Genomic DNA, 26208 nt, shown 5'->3' with positions numbered 1-26208 from the left:
AACTACATGCTTGTCGTTACGGATGCGACGAGTGAACCACACCAAGCGGTGAACGGTCTCTGTGCCGTAACCGACGACCGCCCGCCTCGTTGTGTGGGTGAACGTCGGCAGAGCGCGAGGTCCCGATCGGGCCGGACGCTGACGAACAGTGCAGGGATGCAGTGAGGACGGCGAACATGCCCGCGGGACGATGGGGCTCGGACGACGAGTGGTGGGGCGAGGAACACCTCGACCCCCGTTTCGCGCCGGACGACGATCTGGAGCACGAGGTTGCCCTCGCGGCCGCGCTCGATCGCAGCCGTACCGACCTGAGCCCGGACGCCGAGACCGCCGAGCGTATGCGCTCGGACTTCTTCGCCGCCCTGGAGAAGGAGTGGGGCGCGCCGGAGGAGTCGGCCGCCGAGCGCACCACGCGGATCGAGCCGGTCCGGGCCGACGCGCTCGAGCAGACCACCGACCTCACCGCCGCGCTGCGGCCGGAGGGGCCCGAGGGCGCGACCCGCTCGGGGTCCTCCGGTGAGCGCACCGTGTCGGCGGCCACGGGTTCGGGCGGCACGAGCGGCTCGGCCGGCGCCACGTCCCGGCGGTCGAAGCGCGGACCCCGGCACGTGCTGCCCACCGACCACCCGGACAACCCCGGGCGTGCCGGCGGCTCGCGCGGGCCCGGCGGGCGGCGTCCGAGCCTGCGCAAGCGGGTCGCGCTGGTCGGCGGCGCCGCGGCCCTCGCGCTGGTCGCCCTCACCGGCGGCACGGCGATGATGAGCGGCGACGCGCTGCCCGGCGACACCCTCTACGCGGTCAAGCTGGCCACCGAGTCCACCGGCACCGCCTTCACCTTCGGCGACGGGGCCAAGGCGCAGCGCCATCTCGACCTGGCCGCGACCCGGCTGGACGAGGTGCGCCGGCTGCAGCAGGCCGGCCGCGCCCCGAGTGCGGACACCTACGAGACCGCGCTCACCGCGTTCGACGACGCGGCCAGCGAGGGCTCCCGGATGCTGCTGTCCGGGGCGCAGCCGCCGACCGACACCGGGCTCGGCGACCTCGACGCGTGGGCGCAGAAGCAGGGCCGGGCCATCGCGGAGCTGCGGGCGTCCGGCGGCGACGTGCCGGGGGCCGACCGCTCCGCGCGGCTGGTGGAGCGCATGTCGGAGCGGGCCGCGGCCCTGCAGGCCCGGATGGGCTGCAGCGAGGTCAGCGCCGGCGTCGACGACCTCGGCCCGATCCCGGCCACCAGCCCCTGCGTCCCGGTGGCCTCGAACGCCGGTCAGGGCGGCGGCCCGGTCGACCAGCGGGTACCGAACGGCAGCCCGCAGTCCGCGAGCACCAGCCCGGCCGCGCCGTCGGACAGCACCGGGCCGCAGCCCTCGGGCGACCCGGCCGCGGGCGAGAACGGCCTGGTCCCGGACCTCCTGCCCGGGAGCGACGAGGCCGGCGCGACCAGCACCACGACCAGCGGCTCGGCGACGTCCAGCAGCACCGAGCAGAGCTCGTCGAACCCGCCGAGCGGGGGCGGCAGCGGGGGCGGTCTCCTGCCCCCGATCCAGCTGCCGCCGCTGCTGCCCGGGCTCGGGCCGATCACCATCGGCTGAGCGGACCGGACCCGGACGACGACGGAACGGGGCCGCGCGGTGACCCACCGTGCGGCCCCGTTCCGCGTTCGGGACCGTTTCACGTCGGTACGGGCGGGTCCGTTCAGTAGGCTGGACGGGCGGTACCCGGCCGGTCACGGACCGGACGGGAGGCGGACGGATCGGCGAGGGTGGGCGGGACCGGCACGGACCGGACGGCCCCCAGGTGGTAGGACCCGAGGTGGTTGTGGAGCACGGTGAGCCGCAGGGCGCGGACGCGTGGGGCCGGGACGGCGCCGCGGACCCGCTTCGGAACGGCGCCGGTGAGACGGCGGGCGTCACCGAGACGACGGACGTGATCGAGGAGGCCACGGCGGTCGACCGGGCGCAGCGCGCGGGCCAGGCCGCGGCGGCCGCCGCCGTGGCCGCGGGCGAGCCGCCACCGTCCGAGGCGGCGGACGTGGACCTCACCGCGGCCGCGTTCTTCGACGTCGACAACACCATGATGGTCGGCGCCTCGATCTTCCACTTCGCCCGCGGGCTGGCCGCCCGCAAGTTCTTCACCACCTCCGACCTCGCCGGGTTCGCCTGGCAGCAGATCAAGTTCCGGATCGGCGGGCGCGAGGACAAGAACGGCATCGCCGGGCACCGGGACACCGCGCTGTCCTTCGTCGCGGGCCGGCCGGTCGACGAGGTCGTCGCGCTGGGCGAGGAGATCTACGACGAGCTCATGGCGGACCGGATCTGGGCCGGCACCCGCGCGCTCGCCCAGATGCACCTCGACGCCGGTCAACGGGTCTGGCTGGTCACCGCCACTCCGGTCGAGCTGGCCCTGATCATCGCCCGTCGGCTCGGCCTGACCGGGGCGCTCGGAACGGTCGCCGAGAGCGTCGACGGGCACTACACGGGTCGCCTGGTCGGCGAGATCCTGCACGGGCCGGCGAAGGCGCACGCGGTGCGTGCGCTGGCCGCCACCGAGGGCCTGGACCTGCGCCGCTGCACCGCCTACTCGGACTCGGTGAACGACGTGCCGATGCTCTCCGCGGTGGGGACCGCGGTCGCCGTCAACCCGGACGCGGAGCTGCGGGACGTGGCCAAGGAGCGCGGCTGGCAGATCCGGGACTTTCGCACCGGGCGCAGGGCCGCCCGCATCGGGGTGCCCTCGGTGCTCGGCGCCGGGGCACTGGCCGGGGCCGTCGCCGCCGGGGTGGCGTACCGGCGGCGCTGAGGCTCACCCGAGGAACACGTTCCGCCGCTGGCTGAGCAGCCGGTAAAGGGTGTGCTGGATGGTCTCGCGCACCTGGTCGGTCAGGTTGAACACGAGCATCGGGTCCTCGGCGTCCGCAGGGGTGTAGGCGTCGAGCGAGATCGGCTCGCCGAACTCGATGTACCACTTCGACGGCAGCGGGACCAGACCCAGCGGCCCGAGCAGCGGGAAGGTCGGCGTGATCGGGAAGTACGGCGCGCCGAGCAGCCGGGCGAGCGGCGCGATGTCGCCGATCTTCGGGTACGTCTCCTCGGCGCCCACGATGGAGCACGGGATGATCGGCACGCCGGTGCGGAGGGCGGCCGAGACGAACCCGCCGCGACCGAAGCGCTGCAGCTTGTACCGGTCCTTGAACGGCTTGCCGATGCCCTTGAAGCCCTCGGGGAACACCCCGACAAGCTCGCCGGAGGACATCAGCCGCTCCGCGTCGGCGTTGCAGGCCAGGGTGGCGCCGTTCTTGCGCGCCAGCTCGCCCACCACCGGCAGCTTGAACATCAGGTCCGCCCCGAGCAGCCGCAGCCGGCGCCCGGCCGGGTGCTCGTCGTGCAGCGCCTGGATGGTCATCAGCGCGTCGAGCGGGAGGGTGCCCGAGTGGTTGGCGACGACGAGTGCGCCGCCGACGTCCGGGACGTGCTGCAGGCCGATCGTCTCCACCCGGAACCAGCGCTCGTAGAGCGGGCGCAGCGCCGGCGCGAGCACGGAGTCTGCGAGGTCGCGGTCGAAGCCGAACTCGTCCACCGTGTAGTCGCCGGACAGGCGGCGGCGCAGGAAGCGCAGCACCTCCTCGAGCGCGGCCTCCCAGGCCGGCGGCTCCGGGTCCGGCACGGCGGCCACCGGCGGGACTGCGCTTCCGCCCCCGGCCTGCTCCTCGCCGGGGGTCGGGCGGGGGCGCGGCGTGGTCGTGGCCGGGCGGCTGCGGGTCCGCGGGGTGTCCCGCGTCGGCTCGGTGCCCGCGCGGGTGCGGCCGCCCGAGCGGTTCCCGCGGTCGCGGCCCTCGCCGAGCCGCCACCGGGTGCGCCCCCCGGTCTCGTCCGCCCGCAACGGGATGACGCGCGCTTCCGGCACCCGAACCCCCTCCGAAATCCCCTGCGACTGCTTCCCGTTCCCCGACCGTCGCACCATGCTTCCCTCCGGACGCGCGGCCCGCTAGTGCAGCATCCGGGCGGCCTGCAGGACCGTCCGCTCGGCCGCCTCGATCCGCTCGGCCCCCAGGACGGGCCGGAGCGCGCGACCACGCACGTAGTCGTCGAAGGCCTGGACCGTGGTCCAACGAGGGTGGAAGCCGAAGTGTTCCTTCAACCGGGTCGTGTCCACGACGCGGCCGAAGTTGAGGAACCGCATCTGCTCCGGCGAGTAGTCGACGACGCGGGCGCCGCGCAGGAACCGGCCGACCGGCCCGACCAGCGGCGCCGGGACCGAGACCTGCACCCGCCCGGCCCGGCGGACGGCCTGGGAGAGCATGAGCACGCCGTCGGCCGCGACGTTGAAGACCCCGGGGTGCTCCTCGACGGCGGCCCGCTCGAGCACGGCGAGCGCGTCCTCCTCGTGCAGGAACTGCAGCCGGGGGTCGAAGCCGAGGATCGTCGGGACGACCGGCAGCGCGAAGTAGCGCGTCAGCACCGTCTCGATCCGCGGGCCGACGTAGTTGCAGAAGCGCAGGACGGTGGTCGTGACGTCCGGCCTGCGGCGGGCGAAGCCGCGCAGATAGCCCTCGATCTCGGCGGCATCCTTGGCGTAGCCGCCCGAGGGGAGGTCCTTCGGCGTCATCGACTCGTCGAACAGCGCGGGATCGCGCGAGCCGGAGCCGTAGACGGCGGTGGTGGACTTGAGGACGACGCGCCGCACCCGCTCCGCCTTCTGGCAGGCGGCGAGGAGCTGCATCGTCCCGATGACGTTCATCTCCTTCATCGCCGTGCGCCCGCCGGACGATCCGGGGCCGGCGGAGAGGGCGGCGTGCACCACGGTGTCGACGCCGGCGCCGGAGATGACCTTGGCGATGAGCGGGTTGCGGATGTCCGCGCGGACGAACTCCGCGCGACCCATGCGGCGCAACATGTCCCGGGACGGCGGCACGGTGTCCACACCGAGCACGCGGTCGATCTCGGGGTTCGCGGCGAGCCGTGCGGCCAGGTTGCCGCCGAGGAATCGGCTGACACCTGTCACCAGCACGACGGAGGGAGCGCCGCCGCCGCTGCTGCGGTCGGCGTCGCGGGGAGATCCCGTGCCAGTCACGGACCCGACCTCGTTCGTCGTGCGACCAGGGACCCCGGGTGCGACCCGGGCCGGTGGACCCCGGCCCGTCCCTGCGCGGGACGGGCGGGGTCACACCTCACTTGCCGAGCTTGCGACGCTGCACGCGGGTCTTGCGGAGCAGCTTGCGGTGCTTCTTCTTGGACATGCGCTTGCGACGCTTCTTGATGACCGAGCCCATGCGCCGGTACCTCCTGTGCTCACTGCTTCGCTCGCGGCCGGGAGCCGGCCCGAGAGGGTGTGTCCCCGCCGCGCGGCGGTCGCGCGCACGCGGGTGCACACGGCGAGACGATGACCGGTCGCCGATCCTACCTGGCACCGGTCGCGGCGACCCGCCAGGGCGGGTCCACCGGCCGGGTCGTGAACCGCCGGGATGCGGTCGGGCGGTGCCCGCCCCGCTCAGCCCGCGTCGAAGTACGCGTGCCGCAGGTAGTCCTCCACGGCGCGCTTCGGGACGCGGAACGAACGACCCACCCGGGCCGCGGGGAGCTCCCCGCCGTGCACCAGCCGGTACACGGTCATCTTGGAGACCCGCATCATGGCGGCGACCTCCGCCACGGTCAGGAACTGCACCGCGGCGATGTTGTCGATGCGTTCGGGCTGCCCTGAATGCCCTGGCTGCTGCGTGGCCATCCGGACACCGCCTTCCCTGGAGAAGTCCCACGCTCCCGCCCGGTCCTCGTACCCCCGCGCGGCGTGTTCCCCGTGAGGATAGCGGTGCCGGTGTGACGCCTTCGACACACCATGCCACTCGGGCAGGGAATTCAGCCGCGCGTCAGGGTGAGACCCGATCCTTCGTTCGGGTCAACGGTTCTGCACCGAGCGTCCCAGCTCGACCGACCGGTCCCGCGCGGCCTCGATCGCATCGATGAGGGCCGCCCGGACGCCGTGCCGCTCCAGCTCGCGGATGGCCGCGATGGTCGTGCCGGCCGGGGAGGTGACGGCCTCGCGGAGCAGCACCGGGTGGTCGTCGGACTCGCGCAGCATGGTGGCCGCGCCGAAGGCGGACTGGACGATGAGGTCCGCGGCGACGGCCCGCGGCAGGCCGAGCAGTATCCCGGCGTCGATCATGGCCTCGACCAGGTAGAAGAAGTAGGCCGGACCGGAGCCGGAGAGCGCAGTGACGGCGTCCTGCTGGGGCTCCGGGACACGGACCACCCGGCCCACCGAGCCGAGCAGCTCCTCGGTGGCGGCGAGGTGCTCGGCGGTGGCGTGCCGGCCGCCGGAGACCGCGCTCATTGCCTCGCCGACGACCATCGGCGTGTTGGGCATGACCCGCACGACCGGCGTCCCCTCGGGCAGCCCGCCCTCGAACAACGACGTCGGCAGGCCGGCGCACAGCGAGACGACGAGCGTGCCCGGGGCCAGCGCCGCCTTCAGCTCGGTCAGCACCGGGGCGATGTCCTGCGGCTTGACCGCGACCACCACGACGTCCGCCTTGGCCGCGGCGCCCGCCACGTCGGCCGACTCCACCCCGAGACGCCCGGACAGCTCGGCGGCCCGCTCCGGGTGCCGCTCGGTGAACACCAGGTCCGCCGCGGGCCGACCCGCCGCGAGCAGCCCCGACAGCAGCGCCTCGCCGATCTTGCCGGCGCCCAGAACCGCGATTCGTGTCATGGATCGACGGTAACCGCCCGGATCGGGGCAGGTCGGGGAGGGTGCGGGGCTATCCGCGCGGGAGCGGGGAGAGCGCGAGCTGGCGAGCCTGGCAGACCACCCGGCCCGTCGCGTCGCGGACGGTGCAGTCCTCGTCGAACCACGTGCCGGCGATCATCTGCGAGCGTGACTCCAGGGCGAGCCAGCCCGGCGCGGGTCGGGCCCGCAGCAGGGCGGTGAGCTGCACGGTCGGCGCCCAGCCGCGCCCGCCGCCCCGGTTGAACACGGTCGGTGGCAGCGCGTCCCCGGCGAGCAGCGCGAACAGGGGGTCGGGGTCCTCGCCGCGCGGCCGCATCCAGCCGCGGACCACCGGGTCCGCGGTCTCCTTGCGCAGGAACGCCATGGTCGCCGGGTCGTACCGCGCCTCGGTCGCCGCCGCCAGGCCCTCGCCTGGGGTGCGGACGTCCGGGACGAAGTCGATCGCGTCCGCGGACGGTTCGAGGGGCATCGGGGACTCGGCGAGCCAGCTCGGGTCGGCGTCCGGCAGCGTCCCCGCCGTGACCGTCGCGGAGAGCAGCAGCCTGCCGTCCTGGGTCATCCGAGCCGCCGCGACCGACGCCTGGCGGCCCAGCTTCAGCACGTCCGTCTCGAGCTCCACCGTGCCCAGCTCCGGGGCCCGCAGGAACTCCGTGCCCACCACCACCGGGTCCAGCTCCGTGTCGCCGCCGTGCTCGGCACCGAGCCGCGCGAGCGCCGCCTTGGTCAGCAGCACCATGAGCAGGCCGCCGTGGGCCTTGCCGCCGATGGAGAAGAGCGTGCCGAGCTCCGCGGTGAAGCGGCCCCCGCCCTCGTCGGTCAACACGGTGGACGCCGCGAACGGCCGCTCGACGGTCACATCGGTGGGAGCCATGAAACGGTCGTATCACGCCGGCGCGGCCCCGAGGGTGTGACGCGCGCCGCTCAGGCGTGGGGTGCGGGCTCCGGGAGGGGCACCTGCGGCGTGATCGGCAGGACGGGCGGGACCGGCGCGGCGAGGTGCAGGCGGGCGTAGACCAGCGACTCGGCCAGCAGCGCCGACCGCTGATCCCGGGTCCGGCACCGGCGGGTGCTGACCTCGAGGACCACCACGCCCTCGCGCGCGAACCGGCCCGTGGCCAGCCGCTCGCAGACCTCGGCGCAGGGCTGCGTGCCGCGCCCGGGCACCAGGTGCTCGTCCCGCGGGGCGCCGGTGCCGTCCGTGAGGTGCAGGTGGACCAGACCGTCGCCCATACGGTCGAGCATGGCCAGCGCGTCGGATCCCGCGGCAGCCGTGTGCGAGAGGTCGAGCGTGTAGAAGCGGTGGCCGACCGCGGTCGGGTCGAAGCCCGGCGCGTAGGGCACCGTGCGGATCCGGCCGCGCGACACCGGGAACATGTTCTCGACGGCCAGCCGGACGCCGGCCCGCTCCCCCGCGCGGGCCACCTCGTCGGCGAACACCGCGGCGTAGCGGCGCTGCCAGCGGAAGGGCGGGTGCAGCACCACGGTCCGCGCGCCGAACCGCTCCGCGGCCACGACCGACCGGCGGATCCGGGTCACCGGGTCCGCCCCCCACACCCGCTGCGTGACGGCCAGGCAGGGCGCGTGCACGGCCAGCACGGGGACCCCGTACCGCTCGGCGAGCCGCTCGACGGCCCGCACGTCCTGCGACACCGGATCCGTCCACACCATCAGCTCGACGCCGTCGTACCCCAGGTCCGCGGCGAGCTCGAACGCCGCCGCGGCGGGCTCCGGGTAGACCGAGGCGGTGGAGAGTGCGACCGGCGGGGCGGGGATCACCGTTCCAGGAGTACCAGGATCGCGGGCGAGACGGTCAGGAGCAGGCCGACACCCACCGCGAAGGCGGTGGTGCGCAGGTCGTCGTTGCGCAGCAGGGCGCGGACGCCGAGCACGAGGCCGACCGTGATGATCACGGCGGCGGCCAGCGCGACCACGGGCAGGTTGAACCAGAGGTAGCGGAAGCCGACCCAGACCGCGGCGCCGACCAGGGCACCGGCGATCCACTGGCCGATGACGACGGCCCAGCCCTGCGCCGTGCCCTCGTCCTCCTCCGGTTCCTCCTCGGCCCGCTCCGGGGCACGGCGACCCAGGCCCGCAGGGGCCCGGTAGGTGTCGTCCCCGTAGCCGTCGTCGTCCCCGTACTCGCCGTCGTAGCGGTCGTCGAGGTCGTCGTCCTCGTCGTGCAACGGCGGCCCGCCGAGCTGGGTGGGCGGGCCCGCGTCGTCCTCGTCGTCGTCGAGGGGAGGGGCGCCGAACTGGGTGGGCGGGCCGGCGTCGTCCTCGTCCTCCCGGGTGGGCGGGGCGCCGAAGCGGGTCGGCGGACCGCCCGCGTACACCGAGCCGAACGGCGCGGTCATCGGGTCGTCCTGCGGGGCGCGGACGCGGCCGAGCTGCTCGGTCCCGGGCTCGCCCGGCCGGCCCGGCGCCTGTCCGCCCGGGGACCACGGCGCACCGGGACGCGGGGCCTCCTGGGGCAGACCCACGGTCCCGGCCGCGCCGCCGCCCCACGCGTCGGCGCCCCGTGCGGGTGCCTCGGGACGTCCGGGCTGGGCGGTCGGGCGGCCGAAGGGCGCGGGTCCGTCGTGGTTCAGGCCGTTCTGGCCGGGGCCGCTCTGCCTGAACCCGTTCCGGCCGGCGCCGTTCGGACCGAAGCCGTTCCGGCCGGCGTCGTCCGACCCGAAGCCGTTCCGGTTCGCGTCGGTGAGCCCGAACCCGTTCTGACCGGGACCGTTCGGGCCGGGGGGGTTCTGAGCGGGACCGTTCTGAGCGGGAGCGTTGAGGGCGGGGCCGCTCGGGGCGGGAGCGTTCTGGGCGGGGCCGCTCTGCCTGAAGCCGTTCTGCCCGGCGCCGGGGGGACCGAACCCGTTCCGGCCGGCATCGCCGCGTCCGAAGCCGTTCGGGCCGGCGGCACGACCGGGGGCGGGAGGGCCGAAGCCGAGGGCGGCACTGCTCGGCGCGCCGGCGCCGCGTTCGTCGCCCGGCTCCTCGTCGGCCTCGCGCTCGAGGCGCGGACCGGGGCCACGCTCCCAGGATGCGGTGGGCTGCTCGGCGCCGGCGTTGCGCCACGGTTCGGCGGGCGCCTCGGGCGTGGGCTGGGGCCGCCAGGCCTGGGTGCCGCCGTGCCGGCCGGGGGTGCCCGGGCCCTCCGCGGCGGGGGGAGCGCCGACCGGCTCACCGTCGTCGGCCTCGCGGCGCCGTCGACGCCGCCCGGACGCCGCCGCCGCGCCGTTCTCGGCGAGCAGCTCGGCGACCGTGCGCTGTCTCGGCTGGTCGGTCTCTGAACTCATCCGCTACACCGTGCCTCGTACGACGTCAAGCGTCCAAGTGATGTGGGCGCGTCGTGCGCCGAGCGGTCGTCCCTGGTCGACCCGTCGAGGGTGTCGAGCCGCCGCAGGATCACTCCCTCGCGCAACGCCCACGGACAGATGTCGAGTTCGGTCACCTTCAGGGCCCGCATCGCGGCCTCCGCGACGATCGCCCCGGCGACGAGCTGGTGCGCCCGGCTGGGGCTCACCCCCTCCAGCTCGGCGAGGTCGGCCGACGACATCCGGCTGATGAACGACCCCAGCTGCCGCAGCCCCGCGTGGGTCAGCACCCGACGCGCCCGGATGCCCGCGCCGGAGGGCGCGGCACCTGTCAGCCGGGCCAGGGAACGGAAGGTCTTCGAGGTGCCGACGGCGAGGTCCGGCTCCCCCAGCTTGCGCAGGTCGCGCGCGACCGGCGCGAGGTCGGCGTCCACCTTGTCCCGCAGCGCCTCGATCTCGCGGCGGGACGGCGGGTCGCCCGTGAACCACTCCCGGGTGAGCCGCCCGGCCCCGAGCGGCAACGACGCGGCCGCGGCCGGGTGCTCGTCCCGGCCCGCCGCGAGCTCCAGCGACCCCCCGCCGATGTCGAGGCACAGCAGCCGCCCGGCCGACCAGCCGTACCAGCGGCGCACGGCGAGGAAGGTGTAGCGCGCCTCGTCCTCGCCGGGGAGCACCTCGAGCGCCACCCCGGTGTCGGCGCGCACCTTCGCGAGGACGGCGGCGGAGTTCGTGGCGTCCCGCAGTGCGGAGGTGGCGAAGGCGAGCAGGTCGTCGCAACCCAGTTCGGCGGCGGAGTCCCGTGCGGTGTGCACGGCGGCGATCAGCGAGTCGACGCCGACCCGGCTCAGCGCGCCGTCCGGCTGCAGGTGCTCGGCCAGCCGCAGCTCCGCCTTCTGCGAGGTCGCGGGGGTGGGGTGGCCGCCCCGCCGGGCGTCCACCACCAGCAGGTGCACGGTGTTGGAGCCGACGTCGAGCACACCCAGTCGCACGCGATCAGGTTACCGGCCCGTGCCTCGCCCGTACCCGCACCGTGATCGGGGCCGCGGGGCGGACGGCGGGCGGGACGCCTGGTAGCCGCGGGTGGGCCGAGCCGGTGCGTGTCCTGCTGCGAGGTGGGAGCGGGACGGCTGGGGGCGGTGCGAGCGGAGTGCGGAGGGGGCGGGGTGCCTCGCCCCCTCCGCACGGAACTCACCCGTCGGACGCCGCGCGCACCTTGCCGCGACGGGACCCGCCCCGGCGCGCGGGCTTCCGGCGCTTCGGAGCAGCCGCGGACTCGGTCGCCTCCTCCGCCCCGGTTCCCTCCGTGGAGTCGGCGGAGTCGCCGTCCGCCGTATCGTCGGCGGTGTCGTCCTCGGCGGTGTCGTCCTCGGCGGTGTCGTCCTCGGCGGTGTCGTCGGACCCGGCGGACAACTCACCGTCCTCGTCGCCGTCCTCGTCGCCGGTCCGGTCGAGGCCGCCCGAAGCGCCCTCCTTCGCCGCGGCCGCGTTCAACGCCTCGACCATCGCATCGGCCGCCATCCGGACCTCCTCGTCAGACAGCGCGTCGGGATCGTCGTCGGAATCGCCCTCGTCGGCCTCCGCGTCGGCACCCGCCTCGGCGTCGTCCTCAGCGCCCTCGTCGGCCTCCGCATCGAGGTCCTCGTCGCCCTGCTCGTCGGCCTCCGCATCGAGGTCCTCGTCGGCCTCGGCGGCAACGTCCTCGGCGGCCTCCGCGTCAACGTCCTCGGCGGCTTCCGCGTCGACGTCCTCGTCCGCCTCCGCATCGACGTCCTCGTCGGCCTCCGCATCGACGTCCTCGTCGGCCTGCGCGTCAGCACCCTCCTCGGCCTCGGCGTCCTCGACATCGGCGGCGGACGTGTCGTCGATCGCGGCCTCGGCTCCGACGTCCTCTGCGTCCGCGCCTTCGTCTGCCTCGGCGCTCTCGACGTCCGTGCCCTCGGCGTCGGTGTCCTCGGCGTCGGTGTCCTCGGCGTCGGTGTCCTCGGCGTCGGTGTCCTCGGCGTCGGTGTCCTCCGAACGCTCCTCGGCCTCGGCACTCGCGTCGTCGTCGCTCCCGGCACTGTCGCTCTCGGCCCGGTCGCCCCCGTCGTCCTCGTCGCCGCCGTCACCGGCTTCGGCGTCGAGCAGCCAGTCCGTGTCGGGCGAGACCTCGGTTTCGACGTCCGGGCCCGAATCGCTCGCACGGTCGCGGCTCTCGGCGTCGCTCCCGGCCTCGTCGCTCTCCTCGTCGGCGCCGTCGCCCGCCTCCGCATCGAGCACCCAGTCCGCGTCGGGCGGCACCGGGGCCTCCGCGCTCGCACCCTCGCCGGCGTCCGCGGCCTCCTCGGCGCCCTCAGCCTCGGCGCCCTCATCGGCCTCGCCCTCGGCGCCCTCATCGGCCTCGCCCTCGGCGCCCTCATCGGCCTCGCCCACGGCGCCCTCGCCGGCCTCACCCTCAGCGCCCTCGGGCGTGTCCGCCGCGGTGTCGAGTGGGAAGATCACCTCCGGCTCCGCGTCGCCCGCCTCGTCCGTGCCGGCGCCCTGCACGCCCGCCTCGCCCTCCCCGGACTCGTGCGAGCCGGGCGTCCCGGACGTGGACGTCGCACCGATGACGGCTCGCACCAGCTCCTGCTGGGCCTTGAGCAACTTCTGCAGGGTCTCGAAGACCTCGTCGTTGAACGCGATCATCGCGTCCTGCAGCCGGTCGGACGAGCCGGAGGGCTCCGGTCCCGAACCGGCGGCCGGTTGTGCTGACGACATCGTCGCCTCCTCGTCGGTGGGTGCTGTCGGGCCGCCGGATCCCCCACCGCCCACCCACGCCAACCCCGCCTACGGCGCGTCGCGGAGAAATACTCCGGTCACCTCCTGAGGACGTGCCGATCAGGGGCACACCGGGAGGCTGATCGGGGCATCGGAGGGCGCGGCGGATGCCGCCGCGCCGCCCGTCACCGCCAGGGCCGGTCGACCTGGCCGCGCGTGTAGCGCCGGGTCCGCCGGTAGGAGAGCAGGTCGCCGTCGGGCTGGACGAGCACCTCGTAGATCGCGAGGATGTCGGCCGAGTCGGGGATGCGGTGCGTCTCGACGACCTCGACCCCGACGCACCAGTCGCCGTCCCGCGGCTCGATCGAGACCACGGTCTCCGGGTGCCGGCCGGTGAGCACCCGGACGTGCTCCGCCGCCCGGCGCGCCACCCGGACGATCGACCCGCCCGGCCGGTCGCCGCCGGTCCGCTCGGCGGGCTCCGCACCGTTCTCGTCGCCCGTCCCCCGACCCTCGGTCTCCTCTCCCGTTCCCTCTCCGGTCTCCTCGGCCGGGGCCTCCCCGCTCTCCGCGGCGGCGGGCTCCTCCCCGCTCTCCTCCGTCGCCCGGGCGGTCTTCTCCTCGGCGTCCGCGGACCTCGCCCGGGCGCTCCGCCGGCGGCGCGGGGTTCTCGAGCTCTCCTCGTCGGCCATCACACTCACCCCTCGTCCTCGGCGTACCGGTCCCCGGCGGGCAGGCGCCTCTCACGCGTCGTGCCGTACAGGTACAGCCTGTCGGTCGCCTCCGCGTACTGCAGGAACGTGTCGACGCTCGCCACCACGATCCGGATGTCGATCGTGAGGATCTCCAACCCGAGCAGGGACACCCGCACGAAGACGTCGATCACCAGGCCCCGGTCCAGGATGAGCTCGACGACGTCGGCGAGGTCCGAGTCGTGCCGGTGCCGGGTCACCGGCGGGCCGGCCGAGCGTGTGGTCGTCACGGACACGGGCTACCTCCCCTCCGGTGCGTGCGGGCACCGGGCCGCGCCGCTCGGTTCGTGGTCGCACTCGCCGCTGACCGGACCACGGCTCTCCCTTCCCCGGCGGAGGAGCCGGGCGCCCCTCCGGGACCCCGCCGTATACCCCGTCGGACACACGATGCCTCGACGGAGCCGGTCCGCTGGGCGAATTGCGACGATCGGCGCCCGAACGGTTCGGGCGTCGGTCGGCAGCCGATCCCCCAGGACGACGGCGTGCGGAACGACCCGCTCAGACGGGCGCGGTCTGCGGCCGGCCCCCGCGCAGCAGCGCGACGACCTCCTCCCGGTCCCGGCGCGACGGCAGCCCCCAGTCGGGCTCGTAGTCGTAGACCTCCCGCAGCTCCCGGGCCACGGTCTGCCCGTCGAGGATCTCGACGTCGTCGGTGCGGATCAATCCCGGGTGCTCGACGCCCGCCGCCTCGGCGACCTTCCCCAGGTCGCGACGCAGGGTCAGGACGTAGTTGGCGAGCCGCGCCGACTTCAAGGTCGGGTCGAGGCCGTGCGCGAGCCAGCGGTTCTGGGTGGCGACGCCGGTGGGACAGGTGTCCGTGTGGCACTTCTGGGCCTGGATGCAGCCGATGGCGAGCATGGCCTCGCGCGCCACGTTGACCATGTCGACCCCGAGCGCGAACGCGACGACGGCGTTGTCCGGCAGCCCGAGCTTCCCCGCCCCGACGAACACGACCTGCTCGTGCAGGCCGCGCACGGCGAACTCGCGGTACACCCGGCTGAACCCGAGCCGGAACGGCAGCGCGACGGAGTCGGTGAACACCAGCGGCGACGCGCCCGTCCCGCCCTCGCCGCCGTCGACGGTCACGAAGTCGACCCCGCGCCCGGTGCGGACCATCAGGTCGGTCAGTTCCGTCCAGAACTCCAGGTCGCCGACGGCGGACTTGATGCCCACCGGCAGCCCGGTCTCGTCCGCCAGCAGCTCCACCCAGTCCAGCAGCTCGTCGGCGTTGCGGAACACCGTGTGCCGTGACGGGCTCACGCAGTCCACCCCGACCGGGATCCCGCGGACCGCGGCGATCTCCTCCGTGACCTTCACCCCGGGCAGCAGCCCGCCCAGGCCCGGCTTCGCGCCCTGGCTCAGCTTGATCTCCAGCGCCCGCACCGGGGCGGACGCCACGCCGTCCTTGAGCCGCTGCAGGTCGAACCGGCCCTGCTCGTCCCGGCAGCCGAAGTAGGCCGTGCCGATCTGCCACACCAGCTCGCCGCCGCACCGGTGCTGTGCCGAGATCCCGCCCTCGCCCGTGTTGTGCAGGCACCCCGCGACCGCGGCGCCCCGGTTGATCGCCTCGATCGCCCGGCCCGAGAGCGACCCGTAGCTCATCCCGGAGATGTTCACGACCGAGTCGGGCCGGAACGCGGCGCGACGGCCGCGGGCCCCACCGAGGACCTTCGCGCAGGGCAGCCACACCGACTCGTCGCCCTGCGGGTGCGGGTGCGCGGGCGCGGTCCGGCCGAACGTGCGGTGCTTGATGATCACGTAGCCGGGGGTGTGCTCGACGTCGTTGTCGGTGCCGAACCCGAAGTAGTTGTTCTCGCGCTTGGCGGAGGCGTAGACCCAGCGGCGCTGGTCCCGGCTGAAGGGGCGCTCCTCGTCGTTGCCCGCCACCACGTACTGGCGCAGCTCGGGCCCGATCGCCTCGATCAGGAAGCGGCCGTGCCCGAGCACGGGGAAGTTCCGCAGCAACGCGTGACGGCGCTGGATCAGGTCGTGCGCCGCGACGCCCAGCCCTGCCGCCCAGGGAACCCACCGGCCCCATCCCACGTCACGCAGTGTGCTCCGTCGGCGGGCGGCCCGCACCTCCTGCGGGCCCGCGACGTTCAGCTCTCGAACTTGTAGCCCAGCCCACGCACGGTGACGAGGTGCCGCGGGGCGCTCGGGTCCTTCTCGACCTTGGCGCGCAGGCGCTTGACGTGGACGTCGAGGGTCTTGGTGTCGCCGACGTAGTCCGCGCCCCACACCCGGTCGATGAGCTGGCCGCGGGTGAGCACCCGGCCGGCGTTGCGCAGCAGGTACTCGAGGAGGTCGAACTCCTTGAGCGGCAGGGCGACGTCCGTGCCGTCGACCGACACCACGTGCCGCTCGACGTCCATCCGTACCGGGCCCGCCTCCAGCACCCCGGCGCCGTCGCCCTCGGCCGAGCCGCCCTCGCCGCCGCGGCGCAGGACGGCGCGCACCCGGGCGATCAGCTCGCGGGCGGAGTAGGGCTTGGTCACGTAGTCGTCGGCGCCCAGCTCCAGGCCGACGACCTTGTCGATCTCGCTGTCCCGCGCGGTCACCATGATCACCGGGACGGTCGAGCGGGAGCGCAGGGCCTTGCAGACGTCCGTGCCGCTCATGCCGGGGAGCATGAGGTCGAGCAGCACGATGTCGGCGCCGTTGCGGTCGAACTCCTCCAGCGCCTCCTGGCCGGTCGTGGCGACGGCGGCCGTGAAACCCTCCTTGCGCAGCAGGAACGCGAGCGGGTCGGCGAAGGACTCCTCGTCCTCGACGATCAGCACCCTGGTCATCTCATCCTCCAGCTCGGCCGGTCGCTCCGGCCGGGTCTCGGTCGGGGGCCGGGTCCGCCGCGTCGTCCTCGTGCGAGGACAGGGGCGCGCCGGAGCCGGTGGCGGGGAGCCGCATGGTGAAGGTCGATCCGGTGCCGAGGCGGCTCCACAGCCGCACCTCGCCACCGTGGTTCGCGAGGACGTGCTTGACGATCGCCAGGCCGAGCCCGGTGCCGCCGGTCGCGCGGGAGCGGGCCGGGTCGACCCGGAAGAACCGCTCGAACACCCGGACCTGGTGCTCGGGCGCGATGCCGATGCCCCGGTCGGTCACGGCGATCTCCACCCAGCCGTCCTCGAGCCGGCGGGACACCGAGACCGACGCGTCGGGCGGCGAGTAGGCGATCGCGTTCTCCAGCAGGTTGGACAGGGCCGTGACCAGCAGCGTCCGGTCCCCGGCCACCTCCAGGCCGGAGGGCTCGTCGACCGTGATGTCGATGCCGGCGGCCTCGGCGGAGAGGCGGGAACGGCCGAGGGCCTCGTCGACGACCTCGTCGACGTCGACCGCCTCCAGGTCCGGCAGCGCCTCGGCGCCGGTCAGCCGGGACAGCGCGATCAGCTCGGTGACGAGCGCGCCGAGCCTGGTCGACTCGCGCAGGATCTTGCCGGCGAAGCGGTGCACGGACTCGGGGTCGTCGGCGGCGTCGAGCACCGCCTCGGCGAGCAGCCCGACCGCGCCGACCGGGGTCTTCAGCTCGTGGCTCACGTTGGCCACGAAGTCCCGCCGGGTCGCCTCCAGGCGCACGGCGTCGGACATGTCCGCGGCCTCGACGAGGGTGAACCCGTCCCCGAGCGGCCGCACCACGGCGACGACGGCGGCGGGCTGGCGGCCGCGCGCCTCCAGCGGCGCGAGGTCCACCTCGACGTCCGTGGAGCCCTCGAGCACCTTCTGGCAGGCCGCCCAGGCGCGCGGGTCGGGCCGGCCGGCCCGGACCACGCCGAGCTCGGCGGCGCGCCGGTTGTGCAGGACGACGTCCCCGCTGCCGGAGAGCACCGCCAGCCCGGACCCCGTGGACCGGAAGACGCGCTGGAGGAGCTCGGCCAGCGTCGGGACCCGCCGGCCGTCCGGCCGGGGCCGGGCGGGCCGGGCGCGGCGGCGGCCGATCAGGACGCCGGCCCACAGCCCGAGGCCGAGGGCGACGGCGGCCAGCGCCACGGACGCCACTGCGTTCACGAAGGCATCGTAGGCAGCCCGACCAGGGCCGACGCCAGCGCCGAGGGGCCCGAGTGAGCCTCCTGACTACCCGGACGAGGACATTTCCGCGCCCGTTCACGGGCCGTTCACCCCACGGGTGGACCGGCGGTTCAGCGCCCCTGGTTCGCGACGCCCTGAATGGCCTCCTCGGCCGCCGCCGGGTCGAGGTACTCACCGCCGGGCACGGTCGGCTTCAGGTCGTCGTCGAGCTCGTAGCGCAGCGGGATGCCGGTGGGGATGTTGAGCCCGGCGATGTCGGTGTCGGAGATCCCGTCGAGCTCCTTCACCAGTGCGCGCAGCGAGTTGCCGTGCGCGGCGACGAGCACGACCTTGCCGGCGCGCAGGTCGGGGACGATCGCCTCGTCCCAGTAGGGCAGCATCCGCTGGACGACGTCGGCGAGGCACTCGGTCAGCGGCGCCTGGATGCCGGCGTAGCGGGCGTCCCCGTCCTGGGACCACTCGGAGCCCTTCTCGATCGGCGGCGGGGGCACGTCGTAGCTGCGCCGCCACACCATGAACTGCTCGTCGCCGAACTCCTCGCGGATCTGCTTCTTGTCCTTGCCCTGCAGCGCGCCGTAGTGCCGCTCGTTGAGCCGCCAGTCGCGGCGGACCGGGATCCAGTGCCGGCCGGCGACGTCGAGCGCGAGGTTCGCGGTGTTGATCGCCCGGCGCAGCACGGACGTGTGGACGACGTCCGGGAGCAGGCCCGTCTCCTTCATCAGCTCGCCCCCGCGGCGGGCCTCGGTCTCGCCGACCTCCGAGAGCGGGACGTCGACCCAGCCCGTGAAGAGGTTCTTCAGGTTCCAGTCGCTCTGACCGTGACGCAGCAGCACGAGTGTGGGCATGCGCGACAGCTTGCCAAACGGGCGCGGGTCGGCGCTGTGCGTCAGCGATGTCGCTCCGGGCACACTCCGGGCAGCGGCACGGCCTCCGGGTCGCGGGTGAGCCGGCCGAGCATCGCGCGGGCGATCTCCTCCAGCTGGGTGACCTGCTCGGGGGTCAGCGCGTCGAAGAGGTTCTCGCGGACCGTCCGGACGTGCCCGGGCGCGGCCGCCCGCAGTGCCGCGAACCCCTCCTCGGTCAGGGTGCAGAAGGTGCTGCGCCGGTCGTCCGGGCACGGACGCCGGCACACCCAGCCCTTCCGCTCCAGCCGGGTGACGGCGTGGCTGAGCCGGCTCTGGCTGCTCTGCGTGGCGGAGGCCAGCTCGCTCATCCGCAGCGTGTGCTCCGGGGCGTCGGAGAGCATCGCGAGGATCAGGTAGTACGCGTGGGGCATGCCGGACTCGCGTTGCAGCTGCCGGTCGAGCGCCCCGTCGAGCAGCGTCGTGGCCGCGACGAACGCCAGCCACGCCCGCAGTTCGGCGGGGGAGAGCCAGCGGGTGTCGTCCATGCGGCCCAGCGTACGCCGAATCTGTTGAACATTCATCTGTCGTGCGTCTAGGCTGTGATTGAAGTTTCACAGAAAGGCAGGCCCATGCCCGTCCAGCGCCTGAACCACGCGGTGCTCTACGTCCGCGACATCGACCGCAGCGTCGCCTTCTACACCGAGGCCCTCGGTTTCCGGGTCGTCGCCTCCGTGCCGGGCCGGGCGGCGTTCCTGCAGGCCGAGGGCTCGTCCAACGACCACGACCTCGGCCTGTTCGGGGTCGGCGCCACCGCCGGGGACACGACGGCCGGGCGCGGCAGCGTCGGCCTCTACCACCTGGCGTGGGAGGTCGACACCCTGGCCGAGCTCGACCGGATCCGCGGGGTGCTGAGCGCGCACGGCGCGCTCGTCGGTGCCTCGGACCACGGCAGCACCAAGGCCCTCTACGCGAAGGACCCGGACGGGCTGGAGTTCGAGGTCAGCTGGCTGGTCCCGGCCGAGCTGCTCGGCCCGGACACGGGGATGCGCACCGCGCCGCTGGACCTCGAGGCCGAGATCGCGCGCTACGGCGCGGCGACCCGGGGTGGGATCGGCGTCTCCGTCCGGTGACGACTCCGGCGACGCCGTGACGGCGGCGCTCAGCTCGCGGGGGCCGCGCCGACGAGGTAGCCGTCCCGGGCGCTGAACTGCGCGGTCAGGGTGAAGCGGTCGCCGCGCACGAGCGTGTGCCGCCACTCCACGGCACGCCCGCCCGCGCTGCCCAGGCGTTCGATGGCCAGCGCGGCCACGCCCGCGTCGACCCCCAGCAGGCGCCGCTCCTCGGCGGTCGGCACCACCGCGCGGATGTTCTCCCGGCCGCCCGCGACCCGGAGCCCGCAGAGCCGCTCCAGCTCGGGGTAGACGCCGGTGTGCGTGAAGTCGACGTCGAGCAGCGGGGCCGCGACCTCCTCGGGGAGCCACACCCGGTCGACGGCCAGCGGCTCGCCCTCCGCGAGCCGGAGCCGCTCGAGGTGCACCAGCGGCGTGGACTCCTCCAGCCCGAGCCGGGCCGCGACGACCCCGTCCGCGCGGACGTCGAGCGTGCGGACCACGCTGCGCTGCTCCCGGCCGGTGGACTCGACGGCGGAGAAGAGGCTGTAGAGCGAGCCGAGCTGCTGCTCGATCTCCATCGGCGCCGCCAGCCGCGGCGCCCGGCCCCGCCCGGCGACGACCACGCCCTCCTCGCGCAGCCGCCGCAGGGCCTCGCGCACGGTGTGCCGGCTGACCCCGTACTCGCCGACGAGGGCGAGCTCGCCGGGGAAGGAGCTGTCGAACTCGTGCGCGTCCAGCCGCGTGCGCAGGTCCGCCAGCAGCTGCGCCCACAGGGGCTCGGCACCCTTGCGCACCAGGGGGCGCGCGGCCATCGCGACCTCCTGAGGATCGACCGTCGGCGTTCGACCGAGGGTAACCCCCGGGTGACACGTCGCGGCCGGGGTGGCGGCCGCCCTCACACCGGCCCGCCGGTGTCCGCGGGCGGCTGCGGCGTCCGGCGGCGGGCCCGGTACACCCGGCGTCCGAGCAGGAGGAGCCCCGCCAGCACCGCGACGACCGGCAGCATCGGGACCACGAACCCGAGCGCGACGAGCAGGGCCCGGCCGATGGCGCGCAGGCCCTCCCAGCCGACGGCGAGGCCGCCGAGGAAGCCCGACGGGCCGGGGTCGGCGACGACGGGGACCGGCAGCAGCGCGACCTCGACGGTCGCCAGCGCGACGGAGTCCTGCAGCACCGCGAGCCGGCGCTGCAGCGACTCCAGGTCGGCCTCGCGGGCGGCGAGCTCGGACTCGATCGACACGATCTCGCCGATCGTCGTCGCGCGGTCGAGCAGCGCCCGGACCCGCGCGACGCTCGCCCGCTGGGCTGCGACCCGCCCGTCGAGGTCCGCGACGGGGGCGCTGACGTCCTCGGCGCGGCTCGTGCGGGAGGTCACCGTGCCGAGCCCGGCGAGCCGCTCGGTGAGGGCGTCGAGCCGCTCGGCCGGCACACGCAGGGTGAACCCGGCCGAGCCGGTCCCGGCCCGTTCGTCGGCGACGAACCCGCCCGCGGCCGCGACGGCGGTGCGGACCTGCGCCGCAGCGGCCGTCGGGTCGCCGACCTGCACGGTCAGCTCGGCGGTGCGGACGACGTCCCGCCCCGGCGCGACGTCGGTGAGCGGGGAGGCCGGCCCTTCCGCGGACCCGGTCGGCGGGGCCGACCACGCGGAGCCGGCCGAGTCGGCGGAACCGGTCGAGGGAACGGATCGGGGCGCGCCGGCCTCGGGTGCCGCGACCGCGCCGTCGGGCGCCACCGCGATCTCCGGCCGCGCCACGCCGCCCGGGTCCGCGGGCGAGACCGCCGCACCCGCCCCGCTACCGGTCTCCCGCAGCGCCACCCCCGTCACGACCGATGCCGACGCGAGCACCACGACGCCCGCCGCCACCCAGACCGCCCACCTGCGCATCTCCCGCCCTCCTCCGTCGTCGGGAGGAGGACGGAGGAACAGGACGATCCGGTTGCATCGGGGACGCGCTCTGGCTCCACACTGCGCTCAGGAACGCCCGGCCGCGCCGGCGGCGCTCACTCGAAGAGGTGCTCGAAGGCCTTGAGGTTGGCCAGCGACTCCCCCCGCTCCGTCCGCCAGGCGTACTCCCGGCGGATCGAGGTGGCGAAGCCCAGCTCGAGGAAGGTGTTGAAGTCGCCGTCGGCGGCCTCGAGGACCTGGCCGAGGACCCGGTCGAGCTCGTCCGCGCTGACCGCGACGAAGGGGATCCGGCCGACGAGGTGGATGTCGCCGACCCGGTCGAGCGCGTAGTGCACGCCGTAGAGCCGGGCGTTGCGCTGCAGCATGAACCGGTAGACGCCCTCGTGGTTCTCGTCGGGCTGACGACAGACGAAGGCCTGCACGAACACCGTCTGCTCGCGGACGACGAGCCAGGTCGGCGTGTTGAGCCGGTTCGTGCCCTCCAGGGTGACGAGGTACTGGCCCGCCTCCCGCCGGTGGTACCCGACCTCCAGCTCGTCGAGCGCCGTCCCGACCGCCGCGTCGATCCGTTCTGGGTCGAGTGCGGCGGTGTCGATCTTCTCCTGCGTCACGCCTCGATGATGCCCGCGACCAGCCGGTCCCGCAGCCGGGCCCGGTGCTCGCGCGTGGCGTCGGCGTAGGTGGCGAGCAGGGCGTCCGTGGTGCGCTCCCAGGAGAACTCCCGGGCGTGGGTCACGGCACCGGCGGCCAGCCGCTCGCGGCGGGCGGGGTCGAGCGCGACGGCCGCCAGTGCGGAGGCCCACTGCCCGGCCCCGTGCCCGGGGACGAGGAGACCCGACCGGCCGTCGGCGACGGCGACGGGCAGTCCCCCGACGTCGGCCGCGACGACGGGCGTACCGCAGGCCTGCGCCTCCAGCGCCACCAGCCCGAACGACTCGTTGTGGCTCGGCACCGCGATCACGTCCGCGGCCCGGTAGACCCGCGCGAGCGCGGCCCCGCCCTGCGGCGGCAGGAACCGCACGACGTCCGTGATGCCCAGGTGCGCGGCCAGCTCCTGCAGCGAGGTCGGCTCGGTCAGCCCGCTGCCCGAGGGTCCGCCGGCGACCAGCACGACCAGCCGGGCCCGGAGCGCGGGATCGCGGCGGAGCATGTCGGCGGCCGCGCGGAGCAGCACATCCGGGGCCTTGAGCGGCTGGATCCGCCCCACGAACCCGAGCACGACGGCGTCGTGCCGCAGCCCGAGCGCCGCCCGCGCCTCGCACCGGGAGGCGGGGCGGAAGCGGTCGAGGTCGACGCCCGGCGGGATGGCGACCGTGCGCAGCGGGTCGGCCTCGCACAGCTCGACGAGCTGGCGCACCTCGGTGTCGGTGTTCGCGACGAGCCGGTCCGCCTCCGCCGCCACCTGGTCCTCGCCGATCACGCGGACCATCGGCTCGGGCTGGTCGCCCTCCGCGAGCGCGGCGTTCTTGACCCGGGCCAGGGTGTGCGCGGAGTGCACCAGCGGCACGCCCCAGCGGTCCCGGGCGAGCCAGCCGACCTGGCCGGAGAGCCAGTAGTGCGAGTGCACCACGCCGTACCAGCCGGGCTCGTGGTGCGCCTCGGTCCGCAGCACGCCGGCGGTGAAGGCGCACAGCTGGCCGGGCAGGTCGTGCTTGCCGAGCCCCTCGAAGGGACCGGCGGCGATGTGCCGGACGAGCACCCCGGGGGCGAGCTCCGCGACCGGTGGCTGCTCCGACGAGGTGGCGCGGGTGAAGATCTCGACCGGGATGCCCCGGCGCGCCATGCGGGTGGCGGTCTCGGAGATGTAGACGTTCATCCCGCCGGCGTCGCCCGTGCCGGGCTGCTCCAACGGGGAGGTGTGGACCGAGAGGATGGCGACGCGGCCACGGACCGGTGGGGGCGTGTCCGTGTCGGCTCGGTTTCTCACATGCTTCTTCCTAGCACGTGACCCACGTGGTCACCCGTCCTCGCCGGTCCGTCCGGACAGGGTCAGCAGGGCCCGCACGGGGTCCGCGGCGTGCACCCGTCCGGCCGCATCGATCCAGGTGGGAACGCTGCGGCGGCCCTTCTCCGGCCGGGTGAGGTCGACCTCGAGGGTGTCGTGCACCCACAGCTCCCCCGCGGGGACCGGCAGGCCCGCTGTGCGGCAGGCCACGACCACCTCGGGCAGGGCCGCCCACCGCACCGGCCGGCCGGCGCCGACGACCTCGCCCGCCACGACGTCGGACGCGAGCGGCAGGTCGAGGATCTCGGCGAGCGCGTGCGGCTCCCCGCCGACGACGAGGTCGGCTGCCGGCAGGACCGCCACGGTCCACGGGGCGTCGAGCACGACCGCGTCGTCGACGCTCACGACCGTGCCCGCGAGCGAGCGCACGTGGTCGGGGAGGTCGAGGTCGTCGACCTCCACGAGCCCCTCGGCGACGGCGGCGGTCAGCGCGGCGTGCGCGTCGGCCGCGAGGGCCGCGTCGACCGTGCGGGTGGGGTCGGCGAGCCGGTCGAGCAGGTCCGCGGCCCCGGCGGTGGAGTCGACGGTCAGCTCCGCCCGGACGCCGACGGCGGCGAGCAGGCGCTCGTCGAGCCCGACCGGGACCGGGTCGTAGAGACCCGCGAGCCGCTCGGCCCCGGGCAGCCGCCAGTGCCCGGGCCCGTGCCCGCCGAGCAGCGCGTGACGGGCGAGCCACCAGCCCGCGTACCCGCCCGGCACCAGCACCACGGCCCGGGTGTCCGGGCGACCGGCGAGCAGGGCGAGGGCGGCGGGCCAGGCGTCGTCCGCGACGAGGTCGAGGTCCCGGATCCCGACGACCCGGCTGGGCTCGGCGCCCTCGTCCCACCACAGGTCCTCGTCGTGCAGGTCGTGCTCCGGCCCGCTCGGCTCCTCGTCGACGACGACGGCGAACCCGTCGAGCACCCCGGCCGCGACCAGCGCCTCCCGCGGGATCCGCGCCGCCCACGCGGGGTCGAGGACGCCGATCGGCGCCTCCGGGTCGAACAGCGGCCGCACCGCGGCGTCCGGGAGCATCAGCTCGTCGGCACGCGAGGGCAGGCCGTCGGCGTCGGGCAGCGCGAGCGGACCGAACCCGGGCGCGGCCGTGACGGCGAGCAGGCCCAGGACGGCCTCGGCGAGGGGCGCGGTGTCCAGGCCGGCGTCCGAGTCGTCGAGGGAGCGGTCGACGGCCTCGCGCAGCGCGGGATGGTCGAGCAGCGCGCCCGGATCGGTGGCGGTCGCGCCGAGGCGCTCCAGCAGCGGGTGGACGGCGCCCGGGTCGGCGACGTGCAGGCCGGGGAGGGCGAGCTCGGCGACGGCCCGGGTGCCGGGATCGAGGTCGGCCCCCGGCAGCAGGACGCTCGGCGGCCCGGCGACCAGCCGGCCGTCGAGCAGCGGGACGGGGAGGGCACGCAGCTCCTCGGTCAGCCCCGGCACGCTTTCGACGGCGGGTTCCAGCGCCGCGTACAGCCCCCGCCACCAGCCGGGTTCGCGTTCGACGCCGTGCAGCCGCTCGGCCAGCCCGGCCGCGCCGATCCGGTGCACGCCGAGCTCCCCGAGCGCCGCGGCGTGCCGGGGCTCGACGTCGGCGAGCCGGGCGAAGACGGGATCGGCGGCGGCGAGCAGCACGGGCAGCCCGGGTGCCCCGGGCACGTCGAGCCATTCGGCACGACGCGGGACGAGCTCCTCCACGTCGGGTGTCGCGGCCGGGAGCCAGGTCCCCTCGGCCAGGGCGTCGACGACGGCGGCGCGCAGCCGGCCGTCGAGCTCGGAGAGCGGGAAACCGGGCGCGGGCACGAGGTCGAGCCGGCACTCGGGCGCGACCGCCCGGACCAGGTCGAGATAGGCCGCGGCCGCGGCCGCGAGCACGGCGTCGGCCGTCGGGCCGGTCCGGACCCGCCGGCGGTCCGGGTCGAGGGGCAGGTCGGCGATCAGCCGGGCGGGCAGCCCGAGCCGCTCGACGGCGGCCGTCGGCGCGTGCAGCACCTCCCCGGAGTCGGGGCCGAACGGGGCGGGCTCGCCCCGGACGTCGACCGGCAGTGCCCAGCACACGCCGCGCTCCCGCCGGTGCCGCTCCTCGACGGCCGCGCCGGGTTCGGTGGCGACGCTCGTCCGGACCACGCGGTAGTGCCGGTCGCCCACGGTGGTGATCCCGTCGGCCTCGGTGCGCCGCAGCACGGCGTGCTCCCCGTCCGGCGGCGCGACGACGACCTCGGCCAGGTCCGGCAGGGCGAGCAGCAGGTCGGGGGCCGCGGCGCGGGCGCGTTCGAGCAGGTCGGCGGGGTCGAGGCCGGGGCGAACCGGCAGCCGGACCTCCGTCGCGTACCCCTCCGGTGGGCCCGGCTCGTCCGGCTCGACGGGCCAGACCAGGCGCAGCACGGGCACGTGGCCCCCGCGCCGGGTCAGCTCGGCGGCGGGGCCGGGCAGCTCGCGCACGGCCGCGGCGGTGTCGGCCGCGGAGAACCGCACGCCGGTGCGGTGCCGGGTGACCAGGCGCGGGGCGTCGGAGACCGGGAGCACCGCGGCGAAGCCGACGCCGAAGCGGCCGGCCGAGCCGGGGTCTTCCCGCTTGGGGGAGGCGCGCAGCGAGGCGAGCGCGGCCACGCCCGCCGCGTCGAGCGGGGCGCCGGTGTTGGCGACGCGCAACTCGCCGCCGGCCGCGGTCAGGCACAGGCGGCCGGGGACGCCGGCCGCACGGGCGGCGTCGGCGGCGTTCTGGGCGAGCTCGACGAACCAGGTCTCGGCGTAGCCGCCGAGGACCAGGTCCTCCTCGGCGTTGGCGTCCTCGCGGAAGCGGGTGGGTGAGTCGGCCCAGGCCGCGAGCAACG

Annotated in this window: 24 protein-coding genes and 1 pseudogene; 3 read left to right on the top strand and 22 right to left on the bottom strand. The window is 75.4% G+C overall.

Annotated elements, in window-relative coordinates:
• Positions 1-176 precede the first annotated feature (176 nt).
• Together ABD990_RS32760 and ABD990_RS32755 are read left to right on the top strand one after the other, a co-directional pair.
• On the top strand, positions 177-1589 hold the full coding sequence (locus ABD990_RS32760) for a DUF5667 domain-containing protein (RefSeq protein WP_345384686.1): 1413 nt from the start codon (positions 177-179) through the stop codon (positions 1587-1589).
• A 334-nt stretch (positions 1590-1923) separates the two neighbouring features.
• Complete coding sequence (locus ABD990_RS32755) at positions 1924-2796, top strand: HAD family hydrolase (protein WP_345384699.1); 873 nt, start codon at positions 1924-1926, stop codon at positions 2794-2796.
• Between the two features lie 3 nt (positions 2797-2799).
• Here the strand turns inward: ABD990_RS32755 and ABD990_RS32750 are convergent, their stop codons facing one another.
• The 17 genes and pseudogenes from ABD990_RS32750 to ABD990_RS32670 form a co-directional block, all read right to left on the bottom strand.
• On the bottom strand, positions 2800-3900 hold the full coding sequence (locus ABD990_RS32750; protein WP_425569712.1) for a lysophospholipid acyltransferase family protein: 1101 nt from the start codon (positions 3898-3900) through the stop codon (positions 2800-2802).
• A gap of 81 nt (positions 3901-3981) precedes the next feature.
• Entirely contained in the window at positions 3982-4998 is a 1017-nt protein-coding gene (locus ABD990_RS32745; protein WP_345384685.1) for an NAD-dependent epimerase/dehydratase family protein, read from the bottom strand.
• A gap of 166 nt (positions 4999-5164) precedes the next feature.
• Positions 5165-5266, bottom strand: a complete 102-nt coding sequence (locus ABD990_RS32740; RefSeq protein WP_010241351.1) for a 30S ribosomal protein bS22 — start codon at positions 5264-5266, stop codon at positions 5165-5167.
• Positions 5267-5484: 218 nt separating this feature from the next.
• Complete coding sequence (locus ABD990_RS32735; protein ID WP_037052988.1) at positions 5485-5718, bottom strand: helix-turn-helix domain-containing protein; 234 nt, start codon at positions 5716-5718, stop codon at positions 5485-5487.
• Between the two features lie 171 nt (positions 5719-5889).
• Positions 5890-6702, bottom strand: coding sequence for a pyrroline-5-carboxylate reductase (proC, locus tag ABD990_RS32730; RefSeq protein ID WP_345384684.1), 813 nt, complete (start codon positions 6700-6702; stop codon positions 5890-5892).
• A 49-nt stretch (positions 6703-6751) separates the two neighbouring features.
• Positions 6752-7591, bottom strand: a complete 840-nt coding sequence (locus ABD990_RS32725; protein ID WP_345384683.1) for a thioesterase family protein — start codon at positions 7589-7591, stop codon at positions 6752-6754.
• Positions 7592-7641: 50 nt separating this feature from the next.
• The gene (locus ABD990_RS32720; RefSeq protein WP_345384682.1) at positions 7642-8496 is read right to left on the bottom strand and encodes a sugar phosphate isomerase/epimerase family protein; all 855 of its coding nucleotides are present in this window, start codon (positions 8494-8496) and stop codon (positions 7642-7644) included.
• A complete protein-coding gene (locus ABD990_RS32715) occupies positions 8493-10004 on the bottom strand; it encodes a hypothetical protein (protein WP_345384681.1) in 1512 nt (503 codons plus the stop codon). Before ABD990_RS32715 ends, ABD990_RS32720 begins: the two co-directional genes overlap by 4 nt.
• Positions 10001-11011, bottom strand: a complete 1011-nt coding sequence (locus ABD990_RS32710) for a Ppx/GppA phosphatase family protein (protein ID WP_345384680.1) — start codon at positions 11009-11011, stop codon at positions 10001-10003. The genes ABD990_RS32715 and ABD990_RS32710 overlap by 4 nt, the downstream gene beginning before the upstream one ends.
• A 199-nt stretch (positions 11012-11210) precedes the next feature.
• Complete coding sequence (locus ABD990_RS32705; protein WP_345384679.1) at positions 11211-12761, bottom strand: hypothetical protein; 1551 nt, start codon at positions 12759-12761, stop codon at positions 11211-11213.
• Between the two features lie 185 nt (positions 12762-12946).
• On the bottom strand, positions 12947-13453 hold the full coding sequence (gene gvpO, locus ABD990_RS32700) for a gas vesicle protein GvpO (protein ID WP_345384697.1): 507 nt from the start codon (positions 13451-13453) through the stop codon (positions 12947-12949).
• A gap of 68 nt (positions 13454-13521) precedes the next feature.
• Positions 13522-13743 (bottom strand): annotated as a pseudogene (gene gvpJ, locus ABD990_RS32695) (gas vesicle protein GvpJ); the annotation flags it as partial.
• 268 nt (positions 13744-14011) lie between these two features.
• A complete protein-coding gene (locus ABD990_RS32690) occupies positions 14012-15556 on the bottom strand; it encodes an FMN-binding glutamate synthase family protein (RefSeq protein ID WP_345384678.1) in 1545 nt (514 codons plus the stop codon).
• 56 nt (positions 15557-15612) lie between these two features.
• Positions 15613-16302, bottom strand: coding sequence for a response regulator (locus ABD990_RS32685; protein WP_345384677.1), 690 nt, complete (start codon positions 16300-16302; stop codon positions 15613-15615).
• Between the two features lies 1 nt (position 16303).
• Positions 16304-17512 (bottom strand): sensor histidine kinase, encoded by a 1209-nt coding sequence (locus ABD990_RS32680; RefSeq protein WP_345384676.1) that lies wholly within the window; start codon positions 17510-17512, stop codon positions 16304-16306.
• Positions 17513-17643: 131 nt separating this feature from the next.
• The gene (locus tag ABD990_RS32675) at positions 17644-18378 is read right to left on the bottom strand and encodes a phosphoglyceromutase (protein ID WP_425569711.1); all 735 of its coding nucleotides are present in this window, start codon (positions 18376-18378) and stop codon (positions 17644-17646) included.
• A 41-nt stretch (positions 18379-18419) separates the two neighbouring features.
• A complete protein-coding gene (locus ABD990_RS32670; RefSeq protein ID WP_345384675.1) occupies positions 18420-18923 on the bottom strand; it encodes a MarR family winged helix-turn-helix transcriptional regulator in 504 nt (167 codons plus the stop codon).
• Positions 18924-19007: 84 nt separating this feature from the next.
• Between ABD990_RS32670 and ABD990_RS32665 the strand changes: the two genes are divergently transcribed.
• Positions 19008-19508, top strand: coding sequence for a VOC family protein (locus ABD990_RS32665; protein WP_345384674.1), 501 nt, complete (start codon positions 19008-19010; stop codon positions 19506-19508).
• A gap of 29 nt (positions 19509-19537) precedes the next feature.
• Here the strand turns inward: ABD990_RS32665 and ABD990_RS32660 are convergent, their stop codons facing one another.
• The 5 genes from ABD990_RS32660 to ABD990_RS32640 form a co-directional block, all read right to left on the bottom strand.
• Entirely contained in the window at positions 19538-20302 is a 765-nt protein-coding gene (locus ABD990_RS32660; protein ID WP_345384673.1) for a GntR family transcriptional regulator, read from the bottom strand.
• Between the two features lie 83 nt (positions 20303-20385).
• Positions 20386-21375: a DUF4349 domain-containing protein gene (locus ABD990_RS32655; protein ID WP_345384672.1), complete on the bottom strand. Its 990-nt coding sequence runs from the start codon at positions 21373-21375 to the stop codon at positions 20386-20388.
• A 116-nt stretch (positions 21376-21491) separates the two neighbouring features.
• Complete coding sequence (locus tag ABD990_RS32650; protein WP_425569713.1) at positions 21492-21962, bottom strand: type III secretion system chaperone family protein; 471 nt, start codon at positions 21960-21962, stop codon at positions 21492-21494.
• Between the two features lie 41 nt (positions 21963-22003).
• Positions 22004-23323, bottom strand: a complete 1320-nt coding sequence (mshA, locus tag ABD990_RS32645) for a D-inositol-3-phosphate glycosyltransferase (RefSeq protein WP_345384670.1) — start codon at positions 23321-23323, stop codon at positions 22004-22006.
• A gap of 30 nt (positions 23324-23353) precedes the next feature.
• Positions 23354-26206: a sacsin N-terminal ATP-binding-like domain-containing protein gene (locus tag ABD990_RS32640; RefSeq protein WP_345384669.1), complete on the bottom strand. Its 2853-nt coding sequence runs from the start codon at positions 26204-26206 to the stop codon at positions 23354-23356.
• Positions 26207-26208: the final 2 nt, after the last annotated feature.

This window comes from Pseudonocardia yuanmonensis (assembly GCF_039542425.1).
Classification (GTDB): Bacteria; Actinomycetota; Actinomycetes; order Mycobacteriales; family Pseudonocardiaceae; genus Pseudonocardia; species Pseudonocardia yuanmonensis.
The sequence above is the reverse complement of the archived record's forward strand: the minus strand, read 5'-3'. Positions and strand labels throughout refer to the sequence as shown.

Coding starts and splice junctions, on each gene's coding strand:
- ABD990_RS32760 (WP_345384686.1), top strand. CDS start 177: ATGCCCGCGGGACGATGGGGCTCGGACGACGAGTGGTGGGGCGAGGAA.
- ABD990_RS32740 (WP_010241351.1), bottom strand. CDS start 5,266: ATGGGCTCGGTCATCAAGAAGCGTCGCAAGCGCATGTCCAAGAAGAAG.
- ABD990_RS32735 (WP_037052988.1), bottom strand. CDS start 5,718: ATGGCCACGCAGCAGCCAGGGCATTCAGGGCAGCCCGAACGCATCGAC.
- proC (WP_345384684.1), bottom strand. CDS start 6,702: ATGACACGAATCGCGGTTCTGGGCGCCGGCAAGATCGGCGAGGCGCTG.
- ABD990_RS32725 (WP_345384683.1), bottom strand. CDS start 7,591: ATGGCTCCCACCGATGTGACCGTCGAGCGGCCGTTCGCGGCGTCCACC.
- ABD990_RS32715 (WP_345384681.1), bottom strand. CDS start 10,004: ATGAGTTCAGAGACCGACCAGCCGAGACAGCGCACGGTCGCCGAGCTG.
- ABD990_RS32705 (WP_345384679.1), bottom strand. CDS start 12,761: ATGTCGTCAGCACAACCGGCCGCCGGTTCGGGACCGGAGCCCTCCGGC.
- gvpO (WP_345384697.1), bottom strand. CDS start 13,453: ATGGCCGACGAGGAGAGCTCGAGAACCCCGCGCCGCCGGCGGAGCGCC.
- ABD990_RS32685 (WP_345384677.1), bottom strand. CDS start 16,302: ATGACCAGGGTGCTGATCGTCGAGGACGAGGAGTCCTTCGCCGACCCG.
- ABD990_RS32675 (WP_425569711.1), bottom strand. CDS start 18,378: ATGCCCACACTCGTGCTGCTGCGTCACGGTCAGAGCGACTGGAACCTG.
- ABD990_RS32670 (WP_345384675.1), bottom strand. CDS start 18,923: ATGGACGACACCCGCTGGCTCTCCCCCGCCGAACTGCGGGCGTGGCTG.
- ABD990_RS32665 (WP_345384674.1), top strand. CDS start 19,008: ATGCCCGTCCAGCGCCTGAACCACGCGGTGCTCTACGTCCGCGACATC.
- ABD990_RS32660 (WP_345384673.1), bottom strand. CDS start 20,302: ATGGCCGCGCGCCCCCTGGTGCGCAAGGGTGCCGAGCCCCTGTGGGCG.
- ABD990_RS32655 (WP_345384672.1), bottom strand. CDS start 21,375: ATGCGCAGGTGGGCGGTCTGGGTGGCGGCGGGCGTCGTGGTGCTCGCG.